This window comes from Pseudarthrobacter sp. fls2-241-R2A-168, assembly GCF_030209335.1.
In the GTDB taxonomy this organism is placed as follows: Bacteria; Actinomycetota; Actinomycetes; order Actinomycetales; family Micrococcaceae; genus Arthrobacter.
Map to the genome: position 1 here is coordinate 1 of NZ_JARVSG010000035.1, position 24,210 is coordinate 24,210.

A 24,210-nucleotide genomic window follows, 5' to 3' on the forward strand; every position below is an offset into this window, starting at 1 on the left:
CAAACGCTCCCTAATCGCCTACGACCACTAAATCCAATAGGACTTAATCATCTAGAGGTTCTTCAGCTCACTGCCCGGGGTGGCGATGTCAGCTGTCGCGTCGGTCTCGGCCATCCGCTTCGCCTGGCGGCGTTCACGGCGCTTGTCATTCATCAGGCAGATGCCGATCGCGGCGAAAAAGAGCACCAGAAGGGGGCCGGCCAACATAAACATCGAAATGGCATCCGCCCCCGGGGCGGCGATAGCGGCAAGGACAAACACCAGGAACACGGTGATGCGCCAGGCCTTCAGGATGGTGCGGCCGGAGATAATGCCGGCCATGTTGATGCCCACCAGTACCACGGGCACCAGGAAGGCGACACCCAGCACCAGCACCATCCGGGTCACGAACTCGATGTACGTCCGGGCGTCGATGACACTGGAGGAGCCTTCGGGCGTGAACTGGGTCAGGGCATGGACCACCTGGGGCACCACAAGCCAGCCGGCGTAGATGCCTGCCAGGAACAATGGGACCGCAGCCGCCATGTAGCCCAGCGTGTAGCGGCGCTCCTTCGATGTCAGGCCCGGGGTGATGAAAGCCCAGAGCTGGTAGATCCAGATCGGGCTGGAAATGACCACGCCGATAAGCAGTGACATTTGGAGCTTGAAATCAAACGGGGACGCAATGCTGCCGAAGTTGATGGCAGCAAGCCCGCCGGTCTGTTCCGAGATCCGGTTGACCGGCTCGGCCAGTGCCTTCAGCAGCGGATCGTAAAGTATCCAGCCTCCGATGCCGCCAATGACGACGCCAATAGCCGACTTGATCAGCCGGTTCTTCAGCTCTTTGAGGTGGTCCCAAAGCGCCATGCGCCCTTCGGGGTTGGCTTTACGGGACCGCGACAGTGCCACTGGGGTCAGGCGCGGTTCGACGGCGGAACGTCAGTGCCGTCTGTCGGCTCGCCGGGCTTCGCCTTGGGGTGGTTGACGATGGTGCCTTCCACCGGGCCTGATGCATCGGTGGTGTCCGTCTTGCCGTCGTTCTTCATTTCCTTGACCTCGGATTTGATGATCCGCATGGACTGGCCAAGGCTGCGCGCCATGGCCGGAAGCTTGGGGGCGGCGAAGAGAAGCAAAGCGACGATGATGATAATAACGATGGGCCAGGGGCCATCAAAGAGTCTTCCCACGGGAAATCCTTTCCTCTAAATACATCCTACTTCTATGTGAAGTCGAGATCGCCGAGGGCCTGCGGCTGGCCCCGGTCCGTCTTGCGCTGCACCCGCCGAAGGCGGCGCTGTTCCCGGCGGGACGACTTGGATGCCTCGTAATCATGTCGCATGACGGCGGGCGAGGCAAAAACGGCGGAGCCCGGCTGCGGCCCGGCAGGGTCGGGACCGGCGGGGGGTTGCCCGCTGGGGGCGATGTGCACCAACTTTTCCCCTGCCGCACTGAGGTCCTTGACGGTCGCCATGAACTGGCGGAACAGCCGGATGCCCAGCAGGACATAAAAAAGCAGCGACAGCGCAACAAGCGCCACCCATATCAGGATCCAGGACCACCAAGGCATGCTGAGAAGTCTAGCCGCCGTACGTTGCCAGGGATGCCGCCAGCCAGTTTCGGGCCGCGTCCGCCAGGCCGGCCGGAGCCAGGATGCGGGCGGAGCCACCGTGCTGGGCCACGAACATCGGCAACCAGTCGGTGTTGCCGAAGCGGATTTCGGCCACCAGCCCGCCGTCGTCGAGCTCGGCTGTGCGCTCCGCATAGTAGTCGTCCGCGAGCCCCCTCCCCTGCCGGGTGAGCTGGACGGTCACCACGGTATCGTCGTCACTGGGCGTGAAGAGCTTTGCCGGGACGCCCTCTGAAGGCTTGGTTGCGGCCGGGATGGGCAGGCCGTTGGGGTGGAGGTCCTGGACCCGGTCCAGCCTGAAATTCCGCACGTCCTCCACTGAATGGCAGTAGGCCTCGAAGTACCAGATGTTGTCCAGCGAGTACAGTCGCAGCGGATCAACGTCCCGCTCAGACATCGTGTCCCGCTGCGGGGACAGGTACGTCAGGCGCAGCTGGGCCCGGGACTCGATGGCCTGCCTGACCATGGCATGCGTCGCTGCCTCCGCAGGTGCTACTTCCGGGCCTGCCACTGAAGCCGCCCGAAGCCCTTCCTCGCCCGCGGCCGCCAGCAGTTTGAGGGTCACCGATTCCAGGGCGCCGCCCTCGGCCGCCCCCGGCAGCCCGTTCAGTGATTCCAGCCCGGTCAGGAGGGCACAGGCTTCCTCCACCGTGAAGCGGACCGGTTTCTTCAGGTCCAGATCCTGGGTGATGTAGACGTGGTCGTTTTCCCACTGGATGTCGAGCAGATCGTCGGGGTAACCCTCCGGGAGCCCTGAACAGATGAGGATTTGCAGGTCATCCTCCAGCTCTTTGCGGCTGATGCCGAAATGCTCCGCAACGTCCTGGATGTGCAGGCCCTGGTGGTGCACCAGGAAGGGCACCAGCTCCAGCATGCGCTTGAGCTGGTCCTCGGAGGTGCGTACACGCACAGGCCGGGACGGTGCGGCAGCAAACCGGAAGGCGGGAACCGGCGCGTTGCTGAAGTCAGCAGCTGCCCGAAGCCGGCGCCGGACGGCGTCGGCGAGTTCGGCTGGAGCCACCGCAAGGGCATCGGGCCCGTAGGAGGCAAGCTCTTCGGCCAGGCCCTCCGGATCCCTGTAGTGCAGGCTGAGCCGCTCATAGCCTGGCTCAGGCCTGGGCAAGGGTCCGTATTCCTGGGGTGCTGCCTGTGCCGCATCCTCCATAGCCACACCGCGGCGGCGCAGTGCCAGGAGGCGTCCTGCGCGGACGTCCACGACGGCGGTGCGGAGCGGCAGTTCGGGCAGGCGTTCCAGTTCCTGGCGGATATTGAAGTCGCGCGGAGGGCTGAACTGCTCGCGTTCGAGGGTTGCCACCGCGCTGGTGAAACGGGAGAGGCGGAATTGGCGGGGCGCTTTCCTGGCGCGGTCATAACCCATGAGGTACCAGTGGCCGAAGCGGCTTCCCAGGCCCCAGGGCTCCACAGTCCGTTGTTCTTCGCTGCCCGTACTGCCCGCGAGGTAGGTGAACGCGACGGTATGCCTGGCGTGCATGGCTGCAAGGAGGTCGTCAAAAGCCTGGCCTGCGGGCTTGATCCTCGGCTGGACCCCAGGGGGCAGTTGGACGTCGGCGGCTGCACCGGACGCCTGCAGCTTCCGCAACGCGCTCTGGGCTGCGGTGCCAAGCGCCGCACGTTCCCAGAGCTGGGAAGCAAGGAGCAGGACGGTCCACTCTTCCGGGCCCAGTTCCACGTCCGGCAGGCGGTTGGACTCCTTGCCGATCCGGTAGCGGGTGGTTGCGGGATCATCCTCGCTCCAGCCCAGGTCCGTCAGGGTCTCCACGTCAAAGCCGAACTTGCGAAGATCGGCCTTGTCCCGCTCGAACATCCGGCCAAAGGACGCTTCATTGCCGGGAATGGTGCGGTAGACCGTGTCCCGTAGTTCGCTGCGGCGCAGGCCGTACTTGGTATTGAGCAGCGCGATCAGCAGGTTGAGGAGGCGTTCAGTACGGGATGCGGACACTCTGGTTACGTTACTAAACTCCGCGCCGGAACGCAGGAAGCGCGGCAGCAACAGGACACCTGGGTCCTGTCGCCGCCGCGCTTCGAGAAGTTCGGGGGAACCTGGGTCAGCGCACTGCCACCAGGTCAACCACGAAGATCAGGGCTTCATTGGGCTTGATGGCTCCACCGGCACCACGGGAACCGTAGGCAAGCTCGGAGGGGATTTCAAGGCGGCGGCGGCCGCCCACCTTCATGCCCAGCAGGCCCTGGTCCCAGCCCTGGATGACCTGGCCAACGCCTACCCGGAAGTCCAGCGGCGCGCCGCGGCCCCAGGAAGCGTCGAATTCCTCGCCGGTGGACCAGGCGACGCCCACATAGTGCGTGGAGACGGTGTCCCCGGCCTGGGCTTCACGGCCGTCCCCCTCAATAAGGTCGGTGATAACGAGTTCCGTGGGGACATCGCCCTCGGGAAAATCGATCTCGGGCTTCTGGCGGTCAAAGTCCCGCTGTCCAAATGACATGGTTGCTCCTAGGTGTCTGGCAGATGGTGTGCTGCTGTTGGATGCCGCGGCGATGGCCGGGCCTGTTGCCATTGTTGCTACTTGGCTCCGAGGATGTCCACTACGAAGACAAGGTCGCCCTTGGCCTCGCCCTGGCCCGCTTCGCCGTATGCCAGGTCCTTGGGGATGACCAGCAGGACCCGGGAGCCCACTGTCTTGCCGGCCAAGCCCTGGGTCCAGCCCTTGATCACGCCGGTGAGCGGGAAAGTTGCCGGCTCGCCACGGTCGAAGCTTGAGTCGAACTTGGTTCCGCCTGCCAGGGTGACGCCGACGTAGTTCACGGTCAGGGTGTCGGTTTCCTTAACCGTGGCCCCGGTGCCCTTGATCAGGTCCTGGGAGACGAGGGCAGTGGGAGCAGCAACGCCTTCGACCGAGATCTCGGGGACGCCGTCCTTTTCAGTGACGGTGGGCAGGCCTGCGGGCGGGGTGACTGTTTCACCTTCGGGCTTCTCCAGCGCAGGGGTCACGTCTGTTGCAGAAAGGATTTTGATAATCAGCAGCTGGGTGGGCTGGGCTGCAGGAGACGGGGCGGGGCTGGCGCCGTCGGAGGGGCTGGGGGCAGCTGCACCCTGCTGGCCGGGCACAGCCAGTGCAAGGCTGGAGCCTACCTTCGCGCCAACGAACGCGTTGTAGATGACCTCGCTGCCGGTCTTCAGTTTCTCGTCCAGTTCGAGCGGTTCCGGCTCGCCGGCGAACGTATCCTCCAGCGTGGACCCGTCGCTGCCGTTCAGGGCCAGGATTGAGATGTTGGCGATCTGGTTGGCCTTCACTGGTTCGCCGCTGCCCTCGGTGACCACCTTGATAGTGGGGTCAGCCACTTCCAAAGGCTTGTCGAATTCCACGCCAGGGGCCTTTTTGTCCCCGTTGTCAGTCAGTTTGAGGGAGTCGAACTTCGCAGTCTCGCCAGCAGGCTTGCTGGTGGGTTCCGGCCCTGCCGAAGAACCGCCGCAGGCGGTCAACAGCAGCAGAGCGGGAAGAAGGATTGCTAGTAGTCGGCGCACGTAAGAGAACTTTCGTCGGGGCAGGATGGAGGCGGCGATCCACGCCTGGGCGGGCAACACCGCGGAAGGGCCCAATTAAAGGCCTTATCCAGAATAGCCTCCGAACCTGAGTGTCAGCCCATAGAGTCCAGAAGAGCGTCCACCCGGTCATCAACGCTGCGGAAGGGATCCTTGCACAGGATGGTCTGGTGGGCCCTGTCATTCAGTTTCAGGTGCACCCAGTCCACGGTGTAGTCCCGGCCCAGCTCCTGGGCCCGCCGGACGAAATCACCCCGAAGTTTCGCCCGCGTTGTTTGGGGGGGTGCGTCCACGGCGTCCTTGATGACGGTATCGTCCACGATCCGCCGCACTGCCCCGCGGGACTGCAGAAGGTAATACAGGCCCCGGCTGCGGGAAATGTCATGGTAGGTGAGGTCCAGCTGGGCTATGCGCGGGGCGTCCAGGCCCAGCCCGTGGCGTTCGCGGTAGTTGTCCATCAACTTCTTCTTGATGGCCCAGTCGATCTCCGTGTCAATACCGCGGGTGTCACCGCTTTCGATGGCCTTCAGGGTCCGCTCCCACAGGTCAAGGATCAAGGGAACATGCGGGTTGTGCGCGCCGTGCTCTTTGACGAACGCCGTCACCTTGGTCAGGTATTCCTGCTGGATCTCCAATGCCGTCAGTTGGCGCCCGTTGGCAAGCCGGACCAATGCCCGGCCGCTGAGGTCGTGGGAGATTTCACGGATGCTGCGGATGGGGTTTTCCATCCGCATGTCCCGCATGATCACCCCGGCCTCGATCATGCGCAGGACCAGGTCCACCGTGCCCACTTTCATCAGGGCCGTGGCTTCGGACATGTTCGAGTCACCCACAATAACGTGCAGCCGCCGGTAGAACTCGGCGTCCGCGTGCGGCTCGTCCCTGGTGTTGATGATGGGCCGTGACCGGGTGGTGGCGGAGGACACCCCTTCCCAGATGTGGTCTGCCCGCTGGGAGAAGGCGAAGGTGGCCCCGTGCGGGGTCTTGAGGATCTTCCCCGCCCCGGCAATAAGCTGACGGGTCACCAGGAAAGGAATCAGGATCTCGGCGAGCCGGGAGAATTCCCCGCGGCGGGGAATCAGGTAGTTCTCGTGGCTGCCGTAGGAGTTCCCGGCCGAGTCCGTGTTGTTCTTGAAAAGGTAGACCGTGCCGTTGAAGCCCTCCGCCGCGAGCCGGGCCTGGGCCTCGTCCACCAGGTCATCGAGGATCAGTTCTCCGGCACGGTCATGGGCGATCAACTGCGCGAGGTCGTCACACTCGGCTGTGGCATATTCGGGGTGCGACCCTACATCCAGGTACAGCCGTGAACCGTTGGTGAGGAAGACGTTGGATGACCGGCCCCAGCTGACCACCTTGCGGAAGAGGTACCGGGCCACCTCCTCCGGGGCAAGAGGCCTCGAGTCGGGGCTGGAATACGAAATCCCGAATTCCGTTTCGATACCGAAGATTCTCTTGTCCATGTTTCCTCCTAGGCCAGCAGTGCAGTGATATCCGCGTCGTCAAGCCGGCGGAAAGCGCGCCGTGAACCGCGTGAACTCTCCGACTGCCTGTCCAGGACGGCAACTTCCACCGCCGTGGCCGGCAATGCCTTCGGCTGGGCATCAGACTCGGTGGCCGGGACGAGCGCGGCCATGGCCAGCCGGAGGGCATCAGCGAAGCTGAGCGAACTGCGCCACCCCTCATCGATGGCCGAGGATACCTTGTCCGCCTGTCCGCCCATGACTACGAACTGGTGTTCGTCGGCGATGGAACCATCGAAAGTCAGCCGGTAGAGATGGTCCTCAGCCTGTGTGGGGCCTACCTCCGCTACTGCCAGTTCCACCTCGAAGGGCTTCTGTTCTGCGGTGAACACGGCGCCCAGGCTTTGTGCGTAAACACTGGCGAGCCCGCGGGCGGTGACGTCCTCGCGGTCGTAGGAGTAGCCACGGACATCGGCGTACCGCACTCCGGCCTGCCGGAGGCTTTCGAATTCGTTGTATTTTCCCACGGCGGCGAACGCGATCTTGTCGTAAATCTCGCCGATCTTGTGCAGGGACGGCGAGGGGTTCTCGGCTACCAGCGCGATGCCGTCCGCGCAGCTGATCACGGCGACAGACCGGCCGCGGGCAATGCCCTTCCGTGCGAAATCCGCACGGTCCTTCATCAGCTGCTCAGGTGATACATAAAATTGCTGTGTCATTGTCAGGCCTCCCGTCCAGCGTTGGTACGGGATTCGATGACGTTGGTCGCGGCGGCAGCGAGTTCGTTTTCAGCCACCCGCCGGGCACCAGTCCTGTCCACGGTGTAAATCACTGGCCACAACTTCCGGACGGTGTCCGGGCCGCCGGTCGCCGAATCGTCGTCGGCGGCGTCGTAGAGGGCTTCGACGGCGACGGAGACGGCTTCGGCCTCCTTCAGGTTGGGCCGCCACAGCTTCTTCAGGGCCCCCCGGGCAAAGACCGAACCCGAGCCCACCGTATGGTGCTCGTGTTCTTCGTACCGGCCGCCGGTGACGTCGTAGGAGAAAAGCCTCCCGACGCCGGCACTGGTGTCGAAGCCGGCAAAGAGCGGCACTACGGCGAGCCCTTGCAGTGCCAGGGGAAGGTTGCCGCGGATCATTGCCCCCAGCCGGTTGGCCTTGCCTTCCAGGCTGAGCAGCGTGCCTTCGATCTTCTCGTAGTGTTCGAGTTCCACCTGGAACAGGCGGGTGAGGTCTATGGCGATGCCGGCGGTACCGGCGATCCCCAGGACGGAGTAACGGTCCGCCGGAAAAACTTTTTCAATGTGCCTGCTGGCAATCACGTTGCCCATGGTGGCCCGCCGGTCCCCCGCCATCAGCACACCGCCGGCATAGCTCAACGCGACGATGGTGGTGGCATGCGGCACCTGCAACGGAGCGGCGCCGGCCGCAGCCGGCTGGAGTCCCCTGTTATAGGGCAAGAGCTCGGGCCGGTCCCGTTGCAGATGTTCCGTGAAGGACGAGGTGGCGTTGGCGGCTACCCGGTTGGCGGTTGATTCCTGCACTCATGCACTCCTTGAACGTAGTTCTTCAACGTCGGTACAGATTCCGGCCGGCCGCGGCTTCCGCCACCCTCCGGTCCGGGTTACTGGCCGCCTTTTTGGACGAAGGCGCGCACGAACTCCTCGGCGTTGGATTCCAGCACTCCATCGATTTCGTCGAGAAGGTCATCGACCCCTTCGGTGGCTGCTGATGCCTGTGCTTCGGGCGGCGCCGGGGGTGCCTCGGGGATGTCCTCGTCGACCTGGTCGTCGCGCGATTGTGGCTGCTGCTGCTCCTGGCCTGCCATTGTTACCTCTCCCTTTCCTGTCGTCAGATCCGGCGGATCTTCCGATATGCCCATCCTGCCACGAAGCGGTCCGTCCGGCGCGGTTTATGCCGCAGGCGGAGCGGTGCTGTGTCCCAGCAGCTCTCCAAGGAACGGGCCTGCTTCCCGGTAGCGTGCGAACAACGCGCCGGTCAACGCTTTGGTTCCTTTCAAGGGTTCCCGGGTGGGCACGCGCTGGAGCCTTCCGTAGCCTGGGACATCGAAGATCACGGAGTCCCAGCTGGCCCCCACCACGTCCTTGCCGAAGCTGCTGACGCACTTCCCCCGGAAGAACGCGCGGGTGTCCGACGGCGGCTCGGCCACCGCCGCTGCTATGGCGGCGTCGTCGACGACCCTGTCCATGCGGTTCCTGGCCAGGAGACGGTAGTAGAGGCCTTTCTCGGGCCTGATGTCCGCCCATTGGAGGTCGATCAGCCCAAGCCGGGCATCGTTCCACTGAAGTCCGTCGCGGTCGCGGTAACCCTCCAGGAGCGAGAGCTTGGCAACCCATTCCACGGAGCTGGCGGCAGCTGCCCGGTCGTTGTCCAGCTGGGTGAGCACCGTGGCCCAGCGGTCCAAGACGTCATGCGTGTGCCCGTCACCGTCTAGGGCGTCGCCCACGCCGGTGTCCTGCGCCAGCTTGGCCGCTGCCTCGTGGTACATCCATTGCAGGTCCAGGGCCGTAACCCGCCTGCCGTCCGTGAGCCGGACGGTGGCGGTCAGGGAGGTATCGTGGCTGATTGCCTGCAGGGCGGAGACGGGTTCGTGGACCTCGACCTTCGGTGCAAGACCTGCCTCGATCAGGCTGAGGACCAGGGAGGTGGTCCCGAATTTCAGGTAGTTGGAGACCTGGCTGAGGTTGGCGTCGCCAATGATCACGTGCAGGCGCCGGTACTTGTCCGCGGTCGCGTGCGGCTCGTCCCTGGTGTTGATGATGGGACGCCGGATGGTGGTTTCCAGGCCCACTTCGGCTTCGAAGAAGTCGGCCCGCTGGCTGATCTGGTAACCCGGGGCGGATGCGTCCTGGCCAATCCCTACCCGGCCGGATCCGCAAAGGACCTGCCGGCTGACGAAAAAGGGCGTCAGGCCCCGGACGATGTCTCCAAAAGGTACCGACCGTGGCATGAGGTAGTTCTCGTGCGAGCCGTAGGACACGGACTTGTTGTCCGTGTTGTTTTTGTACAGGTTCACGGGCGGCAGGTCGGGGTCGGCCGCCAGCCGCCTTACCGTGGCCAGGGCAACGAGGTCCCCCGCCGCGTCCCAGGTGACGGCGTCCCGCGGGTTGGTCACCTCGGGGCTTGAGTATTCGGGGTGTGCGTGGTCCACGTACAGCCTGGCCCCGTTGCCGAGGACCATATTCATGAGGAGGGTGCCGGACTCGTCCTGCCCGTCGAGCTCCAGCTCCTCCCGGCCGTAGGCCAGTGCCACCGCTTCGGCATCCAGCACCGGCGGCTGGTCGGTGAGTTGGCTGGGGTGCGCCGAGCCCCTGTCCACGGTCCAGCCGCGGGCGTCGTGCAGGGGTTCTTCATCCGTATAGTCCCACCGGGTTTCCGCGCCGCCGGCGGCACGCTGGCGTGTTACCTGGGCATACGCCTGCACCACGCGGGCGCTCATCATGGTGGCGTTGGCGGACGGGGCGGACGGGGCATGGATGCCGTATTCGGTTTCTGCTCCCATGACACGCATGGCCCCGCCCACGGGGAGTGCACCCCCGGCGGCGGGTTCCTGCGCTGCCGTCATAGATACTGCCCTGTGGTCGGCATTGTTTCGATCGACTTTCCTGGCTCCTGGCCCGCCTTGCCCTGGACGATGGTGCGGATGTATGTGATCCGTTCGCCCTTTTTGCCCGAGATACGTGCCCAGTCGTCCGGATTAGTGGTGTTGGGCATGTCTTCGTGCTCGCGGAATTCGTCCACCACGGCACGGAGCAGGTGCTCGATCCGAAGGCCCTTCTGGTGCGTGGTGAGGAGGTCCTTGATGGCGTACTTCTTGGCCCGGTCCACCACGTTCTGGACCACGGCGCCGGAGTTGAAGTCCTTGAAGTACAGCATTTCGGTATCACCGTTGGCGTAGGTGACTTCCAGGAATTCATTGGACTTGTCCGTGGAGTACATCGCTTCCACGGTGCGCTGGACCATGGCGTCCACCGTGGCCTGGACGTCGCCGTTGTGCTCGGCGAGGTCGGACTCGTGGAACGGCAGGTCCGTGGTGATGTACTTGTTGAAGATGTCCGCGGCCGCCTCGGCATCCGGGCGGTGGATCTTGACCTTGACGTCCAGCCGGCCGGGCCGGAGGATGGCGGGGTCGATCATGTCCTCGCGGTTGGACGCACCAATGACGATGACGTTGTCCAGCCGCTCAACGCCGTCGATCTCGCTGAGCAACTGGGGCACGATGGTTGTTTCGACGTCGGAGGAAATCCCCGTGCCGCGCGTGCGGAACAGTGAATCCATCTCGTCGAAAAACACCACGACGGGGCTGCCGTCGGACGCCTTCTCCCGTGCGCGGGAAAAGATGAGGCGGATGTGCCGTTCGGTTTCACCCACGTACTTGTCCAGGAGCTCGGGGCCCTTGATGTTCAGGAAGTAGCTCTTGAGGTCCACGTTTCCTGAGCGCTCTGCCGCGCGGGCGGCCAGCGAATTGGCCACCGCCTTGGCGATGAGGGTCTTGCCGCAGCCGGGAGGGCCGTAGAGCAGGATGCCCTTGGGCGCCTTCAGCCCGTGTTCCCGGTAAAGGTCGGGGTGCAGGAACGGCAGTTCAACGGCGTCGCGGATCTGCTCGATCTGCGGCCCGAGCCCGCCGATATCCTCATAGGTGATGTCCGGGACCTCTTCGAGGACGAGGTTCTCCACCTCGGACCGGGGCACTTTCTCCAGCGCGTACCCGGTCCTGGAGTCGATCGAGAGGGCATCGCCCACGCGGAGCTTTTCGGCCAGGAGCGCTCCGGACAGCCGGACCACCCGCTCTTCGTCGGCCCGTCCCACCACGAGGACGCGGTCCGCGCCGAGCATTTCCTTCAGGGTGGCCAGTTCACCTGCGCGCTCATAGCCAAGCCCGGCCACAACGAGCAGTGCCTCGTTAAGGAGGACTTCCTGGCCCACCGCCAGTTGGTTGATGTTCACCAGCGGGCTGATGCCCACCCGCATCTTCCGGCCCGCATTAAAGATGTCCACCGATTCTTCGGTGGCTGCCTGCCCGCTGTTGCCCGGAGAGGGCTGGCGCCGCGGATTCAGCTGGAGAATGGTGCCAAAGCTGTAAGGAGGTTGTCCTTCCTGGTCCAACGCGTTCTTCAGCCGGAGAATCTCGGCCTTCGCGGCTTCAAGCATGGTGACCAGCTTGGTGTTGTTCTGCGTTGCCGCGGCCAACTGCCGGTCGATGTGCCTGAGCTTGTCCCGGAGGATGTTGACCTGGCGGTCGGCAACCGAGAGGTCGTTGGCGGCAGACTGCTCTGCCGGTGTACGTCCGGAGTCCTGGTTTGGCGTCTCCATGATGTATCAGCCCCTTCCTGCGCTTCTATTAAGACCTTAGCCCCAAGATGGCAGGTAGGGATGGAGACTCCCGAAATATGGACTAGATCTTGATCTAAGGCGTGTCCACGACGTTCGTCCCCGCAATCGCGTCCCTGGCAGCCCGCCGGAGCTTCTTGTCCGAGACCAGCCGCTCCCCTACCGCTCCGGGTGTCCAGGCGTTGACATCCTCTTCGTTGAAGTCCGTCTTCGAAGGGCGGCGCTTGACGGAGATGCCCGTGACGCCGTCGGCCAGCCGGCGTGTGACCAGCAGGAATCCGGTGTGCGCCACCATCCGGTGATCGGGGCGGACGGCGAGGCCCTCGAGGTGCCAGCCGCGAACCATGGACTCCCAGGCATCGGGTTCGGTGAACCGGCCATCGGCGCGGATGGCTTCGGCTGTCCGCGACAATTGGGTGACGGTGGCCACGTAGTTGATCCATACGCCGCCCGGCGCGAGGACCGTTGCCACGGCGTCAAGGCATTCCCAGGGAGCGAGCATATCCAGGACCACCCGGTCCACGGAGCCGGGCTCCTCTGTCCGGACAACTTCCTCCTGGAAGTCGCCTAGGGTGATCTGCCACGCCGGGTGCGGGCCGCCGAAGATGGTCTCGACGTTCCCGCGGGCGATGTCCGCGAATTCTTCACGCCGTTCGAAGGAGTGCAAGTAACCGCTGTCCCCCACCGCGCGAAGAAGGGAGATGGACAGGGCGCCGGAGCCCACGCCCGCCTCCACTACCCGTGCGCCGGGGAAGATGTCCGCCATGGTGATGATCTGGCCGGCATCCTTGGGATAGACAACGGCAGCGCCGCGGGGCATGGAGAGGACGAAGTCCGAGAGCAGCGGGCGCAGCGTCTGGTACTGCTGGCCAACGTTGTTCACCACAACGGAGCCGTCCACCTTGCCGATGATGTCATCGTGGTTCAGGAAGCCGCGGTGGGTATGGAAGGCGCCGCCCCGTTCGAGCGTGACGGTGTTCATCCGGCCGCGCTCGTCCGTCAGCTGGACGCGTTCGCCTTCGCGGAAGGGTCCGCGGCGGCGGGCAGCTCCCACCGGCTGCGAGGCTCCGGGGCCAACACCGGGTTGGGCTGTCGCGGCGGCTTCGTTGACGGCAGTTTCGCTGCTCATGATTTTCCTCGCTCCTGTAAAACTGTTGCGCCCCCGCGCGAACGTCGCTGAAGACGTCAGGCTGTGGCGGCGGCAATGCACTGCCGGCAGGTAACTCTACCGGTTCCTGCCCTGCGGGCGCCCATCCGGCCGCGGACGCCTGCCGGTAATGGCGGCCAGTACCGCTTCCTGCGAGAGCAGCCCGGTCACCTTGCCGTTGTGGTCAACGACGGCGTAGTGCCGGCCTTCGAGCTGCGACAGGAAGTGCAGGAGTTCCTGCCCTTTCGACCATTCGGGCACGTAGGCTCCGGCGGCGAGGGCGTAGGACACCGCACTCAGGGGCGTGGTTCCGGCAGCGGCGGGCGGAACGGATTGCAGGGCGGCCGGATCCACAACGCCTTGCGGCCGCCCGTCCGCGGCGCAGACCACTACGGAGATAGACGACGACGCTCCCATCCGGAGTGCTTCCTGGACTGACGCGGTGGCTGGCAGTCCGACGGCCGGCGTCGACAATCCTGCCGCACTGACCAGGTGCAGCCGTCCCCGCAGGGTTCCCTGCTGGATGGCTGCGGAGGCACCCATCCACAGGAATCCGGCCACCAGGATGGTAATCATCAGGTTGCCGAAGTCAGGTGAACCGCCGGCCAACAGAGGGCGGAGGATGAACCAGTAGCCGAGCAGGATCACGATCACGCGGCCACCCCAGCCTGCCGCCACGGTGCCCTTGGCCTGGCTGCCGGTGGCCTTCCACACCGCCGACTCCACCAGCCGGCCGCCGTCCAGGGGCAGTCCGGGAAGGACGTTGAAGACGCCGAGGACGAAGTTGGACCACATAAAGATGTTGATGAGCATTTCAGCGACACTGCCCAGGCTGTCGGAGTCATGAACCAGCCAGGCGCCGGCGGCCAGGACAAAATTGGCGGCAGGACCGGCCAATGCCACCAGGACGGAGCGTCCCGGAGTGGCCGTGAAGCTGTCGAACTGGGTGTGCCCGCCCCACAGGTTGAGCACAATCTTTTGTGTGGGCCAGCCGTAGATTCTGGCCGTCAGGGCATGGGCGAGTTCGTGGACCAGCACTGAGATCAGCAGAAGCACCGCATAGGCGAACGCGATGACGTACGCACTGACTCCGAGCGCCGGGTTGCTCCGATCAAGGACCGGCCCGAAAACAACTACCGTGAACGCTGCGATGATGAACCAGGAATAGGCCAGGACAACCGGAACGCCGGCAATCCGGCCCAGCGGGATGCCTTCACGGCGGACCGGAGTGGCCGTCTCAGTCATGGACGGCCCCCGGAGCTCCGGCCCCTTCCAGTGTTGCGGGTTCATGCAGGGCAGGCCCGTACCCAGCGGATTCCTTCGGACGGGAGCGGGCCAGGAGCAGGTCCTCCAGATCGGCCAGGGACCGGCCGGCCAGGGAATCCCAAAGAATGTAGCGTTCGCTTTCAGGCAGCGGGACTATGTGTGGAATGGCAACTGTGGCCACGCCGGAGGCCACCGCGGCCGCCACGCCCGGAGTTGAGTCTTCAAGTGCAACGCAGTGCTTAAGGGAAAGGTCCGGATCGGATTCCTGGAGCTGTTCCACTGCCTTCAGGTAGGCCTCGGGGTGTGGTTTGCCCTGCGCAACCGAGTCCCCGGTGACCACCACTTCGAAGTACGGGCGGGGAAGGCTGGCCACCACTTCACGGGCCAGGGGTCCCTCAGACATGGTGACAAGCGCGCACCTCACGCCCGCCTGGTGCAGGTTTTCCAACAGTTCCCGGGCGCCCGGCCGCCAGGGCACCTGCTGCCGGACGCTCGCCACCACTTCGGCGGTCAGCGTGTCGATAATCTGCCGTATGCCCAGATCCACTCCGGCCTGCTGGAGGAGACCGGCCGAGAATGTCAGCGACTGGCCCACCAGCTGCATGGCCTGTTCATGGGACCAGGTTCCGCCGTGGGCTTCAACCAGTGCGTGCTCGGCTGCGATCCAGTAGGGCTCGGTGTCCACTATGGTGCCGTCCATGTCCCACAGGACGGCTCTCAGCGGGGAAGGTGTAGCTGGCTGTCGCATCCACCCAGTCTACGGGGACAGCCTGAACGGGAGCTGGGGCTACGCCTTGGGCGAATACGGGACCCGTTGCTGCCGTATACGGCGCGGACAGTGCATTTTTCGGCGCTTCATTCAATGCAACACGCTGCTCCTTGGACGTAGGGTGAAGAAATGAATAGCTTCGAGGGAGACACCACCGACCCGGGGGCAGGACCCGCCCGCGAACGGTTCCTGCAGCCTGTGCCTGAGGGACAGCGCGTGACAGTGATGCTTGCCGCCTTTGAAGGCTGGAATGATGCCGGCGAGGCCGCAAGCGACTCGCTGCGGTACCTGAACAAGCTGTGGGGCGGCAAGAAGGTAGCGTCCATCGACGCCGACGAGTACTACGATTTCCAGTTCACGCGCCCGACCATCCGCAGGAACGCTGCCGGCGAACGCAAGATCAAGTGGCCCTCCACGCGCATCTACAAAGCCAGCGCCCCCAATTCCAATGTGGACGTCATCTTTGTCCAGGGCACCGAGCCGTCCTATAAATGGCGCGCGTACACGGCCGAACTCCTGGTCCATGCCGAAGCGCTGAACGTTGACTACGTCATCCTGGTGGGCGCCCTGCTGGCGGACGTTCCCCACAGCCGGCCCATTCCCGTGAGTACCTCCTCCGACGACGGGCCGCTGCGCGAACGTATGAACCTGGAAGCGTCACAGTATGAGGGGCCGGTGGGAATCGTGGGAGTCCTCTCCGAGGTTTCGCTGCTGGCCGGCATCCCCACGGTCTCGCTCTGGGCGGCGGTTCCGCACTACGTTGCGCAGGCTCCTTCGCCGAAGGCGCAGCTGGCACTCCTGCACCGCATCGAGGAGCTGCTCCAGGTGCCGCTGGACACGCATGAACTGGCGGAGGAAGCCGACGCGTGGGAGCGGGGCGTGGACGAACTGGCCACCGAAGATCCCGAAATCGCCGCCTATGTCCGGCAGCTTGAAGAGGCGAAGGACACGGCCGATCTTCCGGAAGCAACGGGTGAGTCCATAGCCCGCGAGTTTGAACGCTACCTCAAACGCCGGGGGCAGGACCGGCCCTAGCCGGTACAGGCCCGCCGGAGCCCTGAGACTGCCTCCGGACCTGCCATTCGGGCAGGTCCGGAGGCAGCTCTTTTAGAGCCGGATGCCGAGGAGGGCGTCGACGGCGTCCCGCACCAATGCCTGGTCCTCGCCGCTGGCCGGGGTTTCGCCGGCGTTCGCTTGTTCAGCCCAACGGGAGACAGCCGCAAGAGCCGCTGGAGCGTTGAGGTCGGCAGCCAGGGCTGCGCGCATTTCCGCGATCAGGTCGGATGCCGAGCCGGCGGGAGCGAAGGCCAGCGCCTGGCGCCACGCGGCCAGGTCTGCTTTCGCGGCCGCGAATCCTTCTTCAGTCCAGGACCAGTCCGAACGGTAGTGGTGGGCAAGGATGGCCAGGCGGATGGCGGCCGGGTCCTCCCCTGCGGCCCGCAGCTTCGAGACCAGCACCAGGTTGCCCTTGGACTTGCTCATCTTCTCGCCGTCCAGGCCCACCATGCCGGCGTGGGCGTAGTGCTTTGCGAGCGGAACCCCGGCCAGGGAATAGGCGTGGCCGGCTCCCATTTCGTGGTGCGGGAAAATGAGGTCGGAGCCGCCGCCCTGGACAGTGAAGGGCGAGGGCAGGTACTTCTGCGCGATCACCGTGCATTCGATGTGCCAGCCGGGCCGCCCGGCTCCGAGGCTGCCGCCGGGCCAGCTCGGCTCGCCGTCCCGCGCCACACGCCACAGCAGAGGATCCAGCGCCTGCCGCTTGCCGGACCGGCCGGGATCTCCGCCGCGTTCGGCGAAAAGCTCCAGCATTTCGCTTTCGGCCAGCCCGGAGATGGAACCCAGCGTCCAGGCGTCCGGCGACACGGATTGCTTGCCGGCTGCTTCGACGTCGTAATAGACATCGCCGTCAGGCTCGCCGTTGGTGCCCTCCACCTTGTAAGCCAGCCCGAAGCTGACCAGGCGCTCTACTTCCGGAACGATCAGGGAGATGGATTCGACGGCGCCGACGTAGTGGTCCGGAGCGAGGACGTTCAGTGCCTCCATGTCCGTTTGGAAGAGTTCGATCTGGCTGGCCGCAAGGTCCCGCCAATCCACGCCGGTTGCCGTGGCGCGTTCCAGCAGCGGATCATCCACGTCCGTGACGTTCTGGACGTACGACACGGGATGGCCGGCGTCCCGCCAGGCCCGGTTCAGGAGATCGAAGGCGACGTAGCTGGCCGCATGCCCCATGTGCGTTGCGTCATAAGGGGTGATGCCGCAGACATACATGGACGGCTGCCCGTCCGGTTCCAGGGCTGCCTCGCGCCCTAAGGCAGTGTCGAACAACCGGATGGCAGGCATGTTGCCGGGCACGTCAGGGACAGGGCGGGAAGTCCAGGATTTCACAGACCAAGCCTAGTGCTAGGCGCTGATGACACCGAAACCGAGAAGCAGGTACAGGGCGAGGCCCAGGAGGATCCGGTACCAGACAAACAGGCGGTAGCTGCGGGTGGAAACGAATTTGAGGAACCAGCCGATGATGACGTAGCCCACCACGAGGGCGATGACGGTGGCGAGGGCTGTTTCCGGCAGGCCGTAAGGGCCCGTGATGCCTTCCTTGGACATTGTTTTGTACAGCTGGAAGAGTCCGCTGCCGAAAACGGCCGGAATGGCCAGCAGGAAGGAGTAGCGCGCGGCGGCTTCACGGGTGTAGCCCATCAGGAGGCCGGCAGTGATGGTGCCGCCGGACCGGGATACGCCGGGGATCAGGGCCATGGCCTGCGCAAAGCCAAAGAGGATGCCGTGCTTGTAGGTGAGATGGTTCAGGTCGCGCTTCTGCTTGCCAATGGCGTCCGCAACAGCCAGGATCAGGCCGAACACAATCAGCATGGTGGCGACGATCCACATGCTGCGGAGGACCGATTCAATCTGGTCCTGGAACAGCAGGCCCAGGACGATGATGGGGAGGCTGCCCAGGATGACCAGCCAGCCCATCCGGGCGTCCGGGTCCTGCCGGGATACTTTTCCGGTCAGTGAACCTGCCCACGCCTTCACGATCCGGACAATGTCCCGCCAGAAGTAGATGAGCACCGCGGTTTCGGTTCCGAGCTGGGTGATGGCGGTGAAAGCTGCGCCGGGATCCTCGGCATTGGGCAGGAACTGCCCCACAATCCTCAGGTGCGCACTCGATGAAATAGGTAGAAATTCGGTCAGTCCCTGCACAAGGCCCAACAGGGCCGCCTCAAACCAGTTCACGCTAAGACCCTACGGCATGGCAGTGCCGGTTCTGCCCGTAAGCTTGCTGCTATGCAGCAGCGTTTCGTCGGCAACAGTGGATTGCGAGTTTCCGCCCTTTCCCTAGGCACCATGTCCTGGGCCGGCGAGACGGACGAACAGGACGCTTCGGAACTGCTCCGTACCTTCCTGAATGCGGGCGGCCGGCACGTGGATACTGCGGCGTCCTACGCCGACGGGCGCTCCGAGGCGATGATTGGTTCCCTGCTGGGCGACGTGGTGGCCCGCACCGAGATTTCCATCTCCACCAAAGCGGGAATGACGACGCCGGATGGCCGCCGTGGCGTGGACACCTCACGTAACGCGATGCTCAGCGGCCTTGAGGCCAGTCTGGCAAGGCTCGGCGCCGACTACGTGGATATTTGGTTCGCGCAGGCGTGGGACAGCAATGTGCCGCTGGACGAGACGCTGTCCGCTTTGGAGTTCGCGGTGCGGACGGGCCGGGCCCGCTACGCCGGAGTTTCGAACTTCAACGGCTGGCAGACCGCCAAGGCAGCGGCCGTTGCGGGCTTTCCGCTGGTGGCTGTCCAGGCGGAATATTCGTTCCTGGAGCGGAAGCCGGAGGCGGAGCTTATTCCCGCCGTCGAGGATGCCGGGCTGGGGCTTATGGCGTGGGCGCCGCTGGGGCGCGGCGTACTCACCGGCAAGTACCGCGGCAGCATCCCGTCCGGTTCCCGCGGAGCGTCGGCGGCGGCGGCCGGCTACGTTGAGCCTTACCTCGACGGCAAGGCATCCAGGACGGTCGAAGCTGTGTGCATGGCAGCCAAAGGTCTGGGCCGGACACCGCAGGATGTTTCCCTTAGCTGGCTGTTGTCGCAGCACGGTGTGTCCACCGCGATTGTTGGGCCCCGCACACCTGCGCAGCTGAAGGAAATTCTGGATGCGCAGTTGACACCGCTGCCGCCCGAAATTGCTTGCGCCCTGGAGGACGCTTCAGCAGTCAACTAGGGCTTCGGCCGGTCCGTGGTGTGGCTTTTGGGTCAGAGGTTCCGGTCCTCGACGATTTCCAGGTCCTCGTCATCGACGGCGCTCTCTTCATCCTCTTCGTCCTCGTCATCAAAGACCTGCAGCGGGGTGACCTCGTTGTAGGCCTCGTAGAGGGCGTCCTCATAGACTTCGAAGGCATCGGCAACCGCAAAAAAAGCCGCCTCGACGGAGGGATCTCCATCTCCGCGGCGGTTCGATGCTGCTATAAGGTGTTCTTCCAAAGCGGTGGTCAAGGACTGAAGCGCGACACGCGGATCGATGCTCATGACTTCACGTTAGCCGGAAAAGGACGAAAATGGAGAGCAAATGAAGGAACAATTTCTCACCAGCTCGGTCCAGCGGGAACGGGACTATGCGAAGCAGTACGAGTACCTCGTATTGACGGTCAGCCCTGTGGATTCACTGCATGAGGCACGCCGCCGCCTGGTGGAGCACTCCGAATACGGCAAGTGGGAGCTCGAGCGCAGCAAACTGTATATGGGCGGAGGCAGGCGCTTCTGGCTCCGCCGCCGCGTCATGCAGGTCCAGCGGACCGTCTAGGACATAAAGAGTCCAGCGGAACGTCTACTCTTCCAGCGGCCCCAGCCAGGCGGTGGCGACCGTGTTGTGGGCCGATTCGTCGTCGGAGGGGTGGAACATGCCTGCCAGGACGTCCCGGTACAGGCGGTCGAGCTCGGAGCCGCGGAAGTAGCTTGACCCCCCGCTGACCCGGATGGCCAGGTCCACCACACGGCGTGCCGTTTCCGTCGCGTTGACCTTCAGGCCGACGAGCTTGGGGAACCACTGCGGGCCGTGGTCTGCGAGGTTGTCTACGTCGGCCGTCACCGTTGCCAGCTGCGGGTAGAGGTTGTCCATGGCCATCGCCGCTTCGGCGACCTTCCAGCGGATGTCCGGGTCCTGCGCGTAGCTACGGCCGGCGTTCTTGAATGAGGTACGCCGTTTGGCAGCCTCCACCCCCACTGCCAGCGCACGCTCCCCCACGCCGGTGTAGACGGCGGCCAGCAGCGTCTCGAAGCACGCGAAGATGGCGAAGATCAGGGGATCCCGGTTGGGACCCACGGGGAGCTTGCGGAAGATCCGGCCTGCCGGGACTTTAACGCCTTCCAGGACCGTGGTGTTGGACTGGCTGGCGCGCATCCCGAGTGTGTCCCAGTCGTCAAGGATCCGGTAGCCCGGCGTCTGCCGGGTGATAAAACCGTGGACGAGTTCGCCGTCGCCGTCCCTGCCGGACGGGTCCTTCCCGAAGATCCCCAGCCTGGTCCATGCGGGCGAGAGGCTGGTGAAGATCTTGGTTCCGGTGAACGCGTAGCCGCCGCCGGGCAATGGCTCCGCCGCCGTACGGGAGTCGAAGAGGACGGAATCGTTGCCCGCTTCGGAATTGCCGAAAGCGAAGATTTCGCCGGCGGCGGCTTCCTTGAGGACGAAGTCCAGCGAAGAGTCCCCGCGTGCGGCGAGGACCTGCGCGACGCCGGTCCACACCAGGTGCATGTTCACCGCCAGCGCGGTGGCGGGCGCAGCCGTTGCCAGTCTGCGCTGGCACTGCGCCGCCGCCGCGAGCCCAAGTCCCTTTCCGCCGTCGTCCGCGGGGACAAATAGCTTCAGGTAACCGGCCTCCACAAGCTCCTGCAGGTCCTCGTGGAAGAACGTGTTGTCCCGGTCGTATCCGGCGGCGCGGCCGCGGATCCGTTCCAGCAGCTCGTCCGGCAGGACGTCTTCCGGGGTCATGGCCACCTGCTCAGTAGTTGGTGAGCAGGGTGTTGAGCACCCTGGCGCCGAACTTGAGCGAGTCCGCAGGGACGCGCTCATCCACACCGTGGAACATGCCCGTGAAATCCAGTTCGTCCGGCAGCATCAGGGGTGCGAAGCCGTAGCCGGTGATACCGAGCCTGCTGAGGGATTTGTTGTCCGTGCCGCCGGAGAGCGTGTACGGCAGCACCTTGGCGCCAGGGTCTTCCGAATGCAGGGCGTCGATCATGGAGTCCACCAGGTTGCCGGCGAACGGGACCTCAAGGGACACGTCGTTATGGACGTAGCTGACATCCACCCCGGTTCCCGCCAGTTCCCGCACGATTTCCAGGACATGCTCCTGCTGACCCGGCAGGGTGCGGCAGTCGATGAGCGCCTCAGCCGATTCGGGGATGACATTGTGCTTGTAGCCGCCCTTGAGCAGCGTGGGGTTGGTGGTGTTCTGCAGGGTGGCTCCCACAAAACGCGCCACCGTTCCCAGCTGGTCCAGCAGCAGGTCCGGATTGTCGGCGTCGAACTCCACGCCCGTGAGTTCGGTCACGCCATCCAGGAACTGCCGGGTGGTGGGGGTCAGTTCGATGGGCCACTTGTATTCGCCGATCCGCGTTACCGCTGCCGCCAGGCGGGTGACGGCGTTGTCCGTGTTGATCTGGGAGCCGTGGCCCGCCCGGCCGTGCGCCACCAGGCGCAGCCAGGAGATTCCCTTTTCCGCGGTCTGGAGCAGGTAGGTGCGCTGGCCGCCGATGGTTGCCGAGAAGCCACCGACTTCGGAGATGGCCTCCGTGGCGCCCTCGAAAAGTTCCGGACGCTTATCCACTGCGTACCGCGCGCCCAAAGCCCCGCCGGCTTCCTCGTCGGCGAAGAAGGCGAAGATGATGTCCCGCTTGGGCTTTTTGCCCGTCCTGGCAAAGCTCCGCAGAACCGAAAGGATCATGGCGTCCATGTCCTTCATATCGACTGCGCCGCGGCCCCAGATGAGCCCGTCCTTCAGTTCGGCCCCGAACGGGTCCACGGACCACTGGTCCCGGAGTGCGGGCACCACGTCGAGGTGGCCGTGCACCACGAGGGCGCTGGCGGAGGGGTCCTCGCCGGCCATCCGGGTCACCACATTCGCCCGCCCGGGAGCAGACTCAAAGATCTCGGTCTCCAGGCCGACCTCTTCGATGAGCCCGGCGGCATACTCGGCTGCGGCCCGCTCCCCCGGCCCGGACCCGTCCCCGTAGTTTGAGGTGTCTATCCGGATGAGCTCCTGGCAGATTCGGACAACTTCATCCTCGGGCAGGACATCAGGCATATGAAAGCTCCTCACTGGGAATGACGGGTGGGCATGCGCCGGTTCGCTGCCCTCAGCCTACCCATTTGGCCCGATTCGTTGTTCCCGGAAAGTCGTGTTAGAGTTTTTCTCGCTGCTTCGGAGAGATGCGAAACGCTGAAAGGCGGAAACGGTTCCCGAAATACCACCTGCGCGGGTGGCGGAATGGCAGACGCGCTAGCTTGAGGTGCTAGTCCTCGAAAGGGGGTGGGGGTTCAAGTCCCCCTCCGCGCACAAACGGAAGCCCCGGAAAATCACTGACTTTCCGGGGCTTCTTTGTGTCTTAACAACCCCCGTATTTTGGCTCCGCACTGATGGCTGGAGTGACATCCACCACTCTTTTAACGCACGTGACATCGGACGGCAGTGCGCCCTTTACAGGCAGAGCCGTACGGGACTGTCGGTGGCGGCACTTAGGCTGGGTGTGTGAACAGCACACCGTCGCCAGGCCCGGTCCATGTCACTTTGGACAGCGGACCAGCAGAGTGGTGGCAGATCGTTGCCGCCCTGGGTCCGCTGGCCGTGGTGCTCGGTGCCCTGCTGGCCGCCTTTATTGGCTGGAATACCCTTCGGCAGCGGACCGTCGCGGACGATCGGGCCCTGCGGCAAAAAGCTGAAGCCGACAGCCGTGCCGAATGGTGGCGCAGGGCCCAGCGGGCCCTGGAAGCCTCGGTGGACAACAAGCCCGAGAAACAAGACATCGGCCTCGCCGTGCTGGAGCTGCTCAGCACCAGCAACCTTGCCGGCCCGGAAGAGGCCCAAATCATTGCCGAAGCCTGGACGCGTCCACTGGCCAACGGTGAGGCCACACTGGACCTGTTGCCTCCGTTGCCGGACAATGAAGTGGACGAGGACCTGAAGGAGGATCGATGAGTGCAGTAGCGGAAAAGAAAACGTCCGACGGCGAGCAGAAACCCTACGTCTCCCCCGCACAGGAACGCGTCATCGTTCGGGCCGCCCGCCTTCGACTCTCAACTGATAAGAAGCAGGGCCTCGAGTCCCCCGCCTGGGTCAAGAAAATCGCCAAGCGCCCGCTGTGACGTAAACAGGCTCCTGGCGGAGCTGACCCCGCCGGCTGTGTTCCTTGCCCTTCTTGAGCTTCTGCTATTCCTGCCGGCCCATTCCAGGGTGGACGCGCACAAAGTCGATCTTGTTCCCTGAGCCTGTTTTCTTCTGGGCTGACCGTTGGAAGCCTTTGGCATCCAGGTGGTTCTGGGCGCGGTATTCAGCCAGAGCGTCGTCGTAAGCACGGTTGAGCCGGCGGCCCGGGAACTCCTCCGTAGCGCCATCGGTGAAGATGACGGTGACAGTGAGATTCTCTGGGAAGTGCCGGTTCATTCGGATGAAGCCGTCGGCGTCCTGCTGGAGCTTGATCAAGGTGGTCCGCTTTCGTCGTGGTGACCTCCAGTCTCCCGCGTTTTCCCAATCCGGCAAGCACCCATGCGCCGTCACAGCATTCGCCGACGCGCGCAAGCGACGGCGGGAGCCGGCAGGCCAGCCGGTTCCCGCCGTCGAACTCCTTGTTGGCCGGACTGGAGAACCTACATCAGAAGCGCCCTGTAGGGCTCGCTCGGTAGGTCACCGGCCGTCCACGGCGCTGTGGAGCGGACGTTGGGCGTGTGGCCCCGGCCGTCGGCCAACACCGTGCAGACGGTGGTTATGAGGACCCAGAGTACAAAGAGCAGCAGTCCGAGCAGTTCCATGGTTACACCTCGTGTGAGTGGTGGATGTGGTGATGCCAGTGTGTGCGGCGGGCGTGTGAGCAAGCGTGTG

At 64.5% G+C, this 24,210-nt stretch carries 27 protein-coding genes and 1 tRNA gene; 6 read left to right on the plus strand and 22 right to left on the minus strand.

Annotation, left to right across the window (positions count from 1 at the left end; translation table 11 throughout):
• Positions 1-51 precede the first annotated feature (51 nt).
• The 15 genes from tatC to QRN11_RS17265 all read right to left on the minus strand — a co-directional run bounded on the left by tatC (position 52) and on the right by QRN11_RS17265 (position 15,098).
• Entirely contained in the window at positions 52-846 is a 795-nt protein-coding gene (tatC, locus tag QRN11_RS17195) for a twin-arginine translocase subunit TatC (protein ID WP_091420000.1), read from the minus strand.
• 47 nt (positions 847-893) lie between these two features.
• Positions 894-1,166 carry a Sec-independent protein translocase subunit TatA gene (gene tatA / locus QRN11_RS17200; protein ID WP_091420002.1) on the minus strand — a complete coding sequence of 91 codons (273 nt, stop codon included), beginning with the start codon at positions 1,164-1,166 and terminating at the stop codon, positions 894-896.
• A gap of 32 nt (positions 1,167-1,198) precedes the next feature.
• Positions 1,199-1,546 carry a hypothetical protein gene (locus QRN11_RS17205; RefSeq protein ID WP_285313777.1) on the minus strand — a complete coding sequence of 116 codons (348 nt, stop codon included), beginning with the start codon at positions 1,544-1,546 and terminating at the stop codon, positions 1,199-1,201.
• A 10-nt stretch (positions 1,547-1,556) separates the two neighbouring features.
• Positions 1,557-3,566, minus strand: coding sequence for a helix-turn-helix transcriptional regulator (locus QRN11_RS17210; protein WP_285313778.1), 2,010 nt, complete (start codon positions 3,564-3,566; stop codon positions 1,557-1,559).
• Positions 3,567-3,672: 106 nt separating this feature from the next.
• Positions 3,673-4,068, minus strand: a complete 396-nt coding sequence (locus QRN11_RS17215; RefSeq protein ID WP_091418899.1) for an FKBP-type peptidyl-prolyl cis-trans isomerase — start codon at positions 4,066-4,068, stop codon at positions 3,673-3,675.
• Positions 4,069-4,145: 77 nt separating this feature from the next.
• Entirely contained in the window at positions 4,146-5,108 is a 963-nt protein-coding gene (locus QRN11_RS17220) for an FKBP-type peptidyl-prolyl cis-trans isomerase (protein ID WP_091418953.1), read from the minus strand.
• A gap of 113 nt (positions 5,109-5,221) precedes the next feature.
• The gene (gene pafA / locus QRN11_RS17225; protein ID WP_091418897.1) at positions 5,222-6,586 is read right to left on the minus strand and encodes a Pup--protein ligase; all 1,365 of its coding nucleotides are present in this window, start codon (positions 6,584-6,586) and stop codon (positions 5,222-5,224) included.
• An 8-nt stretch (positions 6,587-6,594) separates the two neighbouring features.
• The gene (prcA, locus tag QRN11_RS17230; protein ID WP_091418895.1) at positions 6,595-7,305 is read right to left on the minus strand and encodes a proteasome subunit alpha; all 711 of its coding nucleotides are present in this window, start codon (positions 7,303-7,305) and stop codon (positions 6,595-6,597) included.
• A 2-nt stretch (positions 7,306-7,307) separates the two neighbouring features.
• Positions 7,308-8,129 carry a proteasome subunit beta gene (prcB, locus tag QRN11_RS17235; protein WP_285313779.1) on the minus strand — a complete coding sequence of 274 codons (822 nt, stop codon included), beginning with the start codon at positions 8,127-8,129 and terminating at the stop codon, positions 7,308-7,310.
• An 80-nt stretch (positions 8,130-8,209) separates the two neighbouring features.
• Entirely contained in the window at positions 8,210-8,413 is a 204-nt protein-coding gene (locus QRN11_RS17240; RefSeq protein ID WP_091418892.1) for a ubiquitin-like protein Pup, read from the minus strand.
• Positions 8,414-8,497: 84 nt separating this feature from the next.
• The gene (gene dop, locus QRN11_RS17245; protein ID WP_285313780.1) at positions 8,498-10,171 is read right to left on the minus strand and encodes a depupylase/deamidase Dop; all 1,674 of its coding nucleotides are present in this window, start codon (positions 10,169-10,171) and stop codon (positions 8,498-8,500) included.
• A complete protein-coding gene (arc, locus tag QRN11_RS17250) occupies positions 10,168-11,919 on the minus strand; it encodes a proteasome ATPase (RefSeq protein WP_091418888.1) in 1,752 nt (583 codons plus the stop codon). Before arc ends, dop begins: the two co-directional genes overlap by 4 nt.
• Positions 11,920-12,013: 94 nt before the next feature.
• Entirely contained in the window at positions 12,014-13,066 is a 1,053-nt protein-coding gene (locus QRN11_RS17255) for a tRNA (adenine-N1)-methyltransferase (protein WP_285313781.1), read from the minus strand.
• 96 nt (positions 13,067-13,162) lie between these two features.
• Positions 13,163-14,329, minus strand: coding sequence for a site-2 protease family protein (locus QRN11_RS17260; RefSeq protein ID WP_285313782.1), 1,167 nt, complete (start codon positions 14,327-14,329; stop codon positions 13,163-13,165).
• A complete protein-coding gene (locus tag QRN11_RS17265; protein WP_285313783.1) occupies positions 14,322-15,098 on the minus strand; it encodes an HAD family hydrolase in 777 nt (258 codons plus the stop codon). Before QRN11_RS17265 ends, QRN11_RS17260 begins: the two co-directional genes overlap by 8 nt.
• Before the next feature lie 150 nt (positions 15,099-15,248).
• Here QRN11_RS17265 and QRN11_RS17270 point away from each other — a divergent pair, with 150 nt between their 5' ends.
• On the plus strand, positions 15,249-16,154 hold the full coding sequence (locus tag QRN11_RS17270) for a PAC2 family protein (RefSeq protein ID WP_285313784.1): 906 nt from the start codon (positions 15,249-15,251) through the stop codon (positions 16,152-16,154).
• Positions 16,155-16,226: 72 nt separating this feature from the next.
• Here QRN11_RS17270 and mshC read toward each other — a convergent pair whose 3' ends face one another.
• Both mshC and QRN11_RS17280 read right to left on the minus strand, forming a co-directional pair.
• Positions 16,227-17,504 (minus strand): cysteine--1-D-myo-inosityl 2-amino-2-deoxy-alpha-D-glucopyranoside ligase, encoded by a 1,278-nt coding sequence (gene mshC, locus QRN11_RS17275; protein WP_285313785.1) that lies wholly within the window; start codon positions 17,502-17,504, stop codon positions 16,227-16,229.
• 15 nt (positions 17,505-17,519) lie between these two features.
• A complete protein-coding gene (locus tag QRN11_RS17280) occupies positions 17,520-18,353 on the minus strand; it encodes an undecaprenyl-diphosphate phosphatase (RefSeq protein WP_142058818.1) in 834 nt (277 codons plus the stop codon).
• Between the two features lie 51 nt (positions 18,354-18,404).
• Here QRN11_RS17280 and QRN11_RS17285 point away from each other — a divergent pair, with 51 nt between their 5' ends.
• The gene (locus QRN11_RS17285) at positions 18,405-19,340 is read left to right on the plus strand and encodes an aldo/keto reductase (protein WP_285313786.1); all 936 of its coding nucleotides are present in this window, start codon (positions 18,405-18,407) and stop codon (positions 19,338-19,340) included.
• Between the two features lie 32 nt (positions 19,341-19,372).
• On the opposite strand, the gene QRN11_RS17290 is transcribed toward QRN11_RS17285, so the two are convergent.
• Entirely contained in the window at positions 19,373-19,645 is a 273-nt protein-coding gene (locus tag QRN11_RS17290) for a hypothetical protein (protein WP_285313787.1), read from the minus strand.
• Positions 19,646-19,685: 40 nt separating this feature from the next.
• On the opposite strand from QRN11_RS17290, the gene QRN11_RS17295 reads away from it, so the two are divergent.
• Positions 19,686-19,919, plus strand: coding sequence for a DUF5703 family protein (locus QRN11_RS17295; RefSeq protein WP_091418875.1), 234 nt, complete (start codon positions 19,686-19,688; stop codon positions 19,917-19,919).
• A 24-nt stretch (positions 19,920-19,943) separates the two neighbouring features.
• Here QRN11_RS17295 and QRN11_RS17300 read toward each other — a convergent pair whose 3' ends face one another.
• Complete coding sequence (locus tag QRN11_RS17300; protein ID WP_285313788.1) at positions 19,944-21,104, minus strand: acyl-CoA dehydrogenase family protein; 1,161 nt, start codon at positions 21,102-21,104, stop codon at positions 19,944-19,946.
• 10 nt (positions 21,105-21,114) lie between these two features.
• The gene (locus QRN11_RS17305; RefSeq protein ID WP_285313789.1) at positions 21,115-22,419 is read right to left on the minus strand and encodes a M20/M25/M40 family metallo-hydrolase; all 1,305 of its coding nucleotides are present in this window, start codon (positions 22,417-22,419) and stop codon (positions 21,115-21,117) included.
• Positions 22,420-22,588: 169 nt separating this feature from the next.
• On the opposite strand from QRN11_RS17305, the gene QRN11_RS17310 reads away from it, so the two are divergent.
• From QRN11_RS17310 to QRN11_RS17320, 3 genes are all read left to right on the plus strand, one after another.
• Positions 22,589-22,671, plus strand: a tRNA-Leu gene (locus tag QRN11_RS17310).
• 192 nt (positions 22,672-22,863) lie between these two features.
• The gene (locus tag QRN11_RS17315; protein WP_285313790.1) at positions 22,864-23,310 is read left to right on the plus strand and encodes a hypothetical protein; all 447 of its coding nucleotides are present in this window, start codon (positions 22,864-22,866) and stop codon (positions 23,308-23,310) included.
• Positions 23,307-23,477, plus strand: a complete 171-nt coding sequence (locus tag QRN11_RS17320) for a hypothetical protein (protein WP_161799570.1) — start codon at positions 23,307-23,309, stop codon at positions 23,475-23,477. The genes QRN11_RS17315 and QRN11_RS17320 overlap by 4 nt, the downstream gene beginning before the upstream one ends.
• A gap of 64 nt (positions 23,478-23,541) precedes the next feature.
• Here QRN11_RS17320 and QRN11_RS17325 read toward each other — a convergent pair whose 3' ends face one another.
• Complete coding sequence (locus tag QRN11_RS17325; protein WP_142058826.1) at positions 23,542-23,814, minus strand: hypothetical protein; 273 nt, start codon at positions 23,812-23,814, stop codon at positions 23,542-23,544.
• Positions 23,815-23,978: 164 nt separating this feature from the next.
• On the minus strand, positions 23,979-24,140 hold the full coding sequence (locus QRN11_RS17330; RefSeq protein ID WP_181762562.1) for a hypothetical protein: 162 nt from the start codon (positions 24,138-24,140) through the stop codon (positions 23,979-23,981).
• Positions 24,141-24,210: the final 70 nt, after the last annotated feature.

Excerpts from the sequence above, each read along its gene's own strand:
- QRN11_RS17285 (WP_285313786.1), top strand. The coding sequence starts at position 18,405 with ATGCAGCAGCGTTTCGTCGGCAACAGTGGATTGCGAGTTTCCGCCCTT.
- QRN11_RS17255 (WP_285313781.1), bottom strand. The coding sequence starts at position 13,066 with ATGAGCAGCGAAACTGCCGTCAACGAAGCCGCCGCGACAGCCCAACCC.
- pafA (WP_091418897.1), bottom strand. The coding sequence starts at position 6,586 with ATGGACAAGAGAATCTTCGGTATCGAAACGGAATTCGGGATTTCGTAT.
- QRN11_RS17300 (WP_285313788.1), bottom strand. The coding sequence starts at position 21,104 with ATGACCCCGGAAGACGTCCTGCCGGACGAGCTGCTGGAACGGATCCGC.
- tatC (WP_091420000.1), bottom strand. The coding sequence starts at position 846 with ATGGCGCTTTGGGACCACCTCAAAGAGCTGAAGAACCGGCTGATCAAG.
- QRN11_RS17270 (WP_285313784.1), top strand. The coding sequence starts at position 15,249 with ATGAATAGCTTCGAGGGAGACACCACCGACCCGGGGGCAGGACCCGCC.
- QRN11_RS17295 (WP_091418875.1), top strand. The coding sequence starts at position 19,686 with ATGAAGGAACAATTTCTCACCAGCTCGGTCCAGCGGGAACGGGACTAT.
- QRN11_RS17305 (WP_285313789.1), bottom strand. The coding sequence starts at position 22,419 with ATGCCTGATGTCCTGCCCGAGGATGAAGTTGTCCGAATCTGCCAGGAG.
- QRN11_RS17330 (WP_181762562.1), bottom strand. The coding sequence starts at position 24,140 with ATGGAACTGCTCGGACTGCTGCTCTTTGTACTCTGGGTCCTCATAACC.
- QRN11_RS17265 (WP_285313783.1), bottom strand. The coding sequence starts at position 15,098 with ATGCGACAGCCAGCTACACCTTCCCCGCTGAGAGCCGTCCTGTGGGAC.
- prcA (WP_091418895.1), bottom strand. The coding sequence starts at position 7,305 with ATGACACAGCAATTTTATGTATCACCTGAGCAGCTGATGAAGGACCGT.
- dop (WP_285313780.1), bottom strand. The coding sequence starts at position 10,171 with ATGACGGCAGCGCAGGAACCCGCCGCCGGGGGTGCACTCCCCGTGGGC.
- arc (WP_091418888.1), bottom strand. The coding sequence starts at position 11,919 with ATGGAGACGCCAAACCAGGACTCCGGACGTACACCGGCAGAGCAGTCT.
- QRN11_RS17320 (WP_161799570.1), top strand. The coding sequence starts at position 23,307 with ATGAGTGCAGTAGCGGAAAAGAAAACGTCCGACGGCGAGCAGAAACCC.
- QRN11_RS17215 (WP_091418899.1), bottom strand. The coding sequence starts at position 4,068 with ATGTCATTTGGACAGCGGGACTTTGACCGCCAGAAGCCCGAGATCGAT.
- QRN11_RS17290 (WP_285313787.1), bottom strand. The coding sequence starts at position 19,645 with ATGAGCATCGATCCGCGTGTCGCGCTTCAGTCCTTGACCACCGCTTTG.
- QRN11_RS17205 (WP_285313777.1), bottom strand. The coding sequence starts at position 1,546 with ATGCCTTGGTGGTCCTGGATCCTGATATGGGTGGCGCTTGTTGCGCTG.
- QRN11_RS17260 (WP_285313782.1), bottom strand. The coding sequence starts at position 14,329 with ATGACTGAGACGGCCACTCCGGTCCGCCGTGAAGGCATCCCGCTGGGC.
- QRN11_RS17240 (WP_091418892.1), bottom strand. The coding sequence starts at position 8,413 with ATGGCAGGCCAGGAGCAGCAGCAGCCACAATCGCGCGACGACCAGGTC.